1 protein-coding gene and 1 pseudogene are annotated in these 583 nt (G+C 46.1%); both read left to right on the top strand.

What is annotated here, in order from left to right:
- Positions 1-315, top strand: a 315-nt coding sequence (locus tag R7044_RS26835; RefSeq protein WP_405540947.1) for a TyrR/PhhR family helix-turn-helix DNA-binding protein, incomplete at its 5' end; no start/stop codon positions are given.
- 36 nt (positions 316-351) lie between these two features.
- Positions 352-583: pseudogene (locus R7044_RS26830) on the top strand (30S ribosomal protein S5 alanine N-acetyltransferase); the annotation flags it as partial.

Raw genomic sequence — 583 nt, 5'->3', positions numbered from 1 at the left:
GCACTGGCCAGCTACCAATGGCCGGGTAACATGCGTCAGCTAGATAATATGGTGTTGCGAGCGCTAACAGAAATGGATGGTCACCTACTGAAAGCCGAACATTTTAATTTGCCACAGCCGCAGTCAGTTGGCGGGGGCAGTGCAACGCTTAATATTGCTGGTTCTTTGGATGAGATCATGCGTGATTATGAATCCCAGGTGTTGGAGCGTTTGTACCAGTCGTTCCCGTCAAGCCGTAAGTTAGCGAAGCGTTTGAACGTATCGCATACGTCTATTGCGAATAAGTTACGTGACTATGGGATTCGTAAGAATTAACGCGAGTAATCAAGAAAAGGGAAGTTGTCGTTTGTAATGGAAGATCATAGTTCATCAATCGCCGTTCACAAGTTGGACGGCGACTTGCTTCTACGAACCGCTGAAATCGGTGATGCCGATATGATCGCGGCGTATTTTCAATCTAATCGCGATTATTTGAAGCCATTTGAACCAAAGCGAGAAGAGGCGTTTTTCTCTGTTAATGGTTGGCTCCAAAAACTGATTAAGTTGAATGAGCTCCATCGCATGGGGCTTGGCTACTATTGCT

This window comes from Vibrio sp. 1402 (assembly GCF_033340275.1).
The sequence above is the reverse complement of the archived record's forward strand: the minus strand, read 5'-3'. Positions and strand labels throughout refer to the sequence as shown.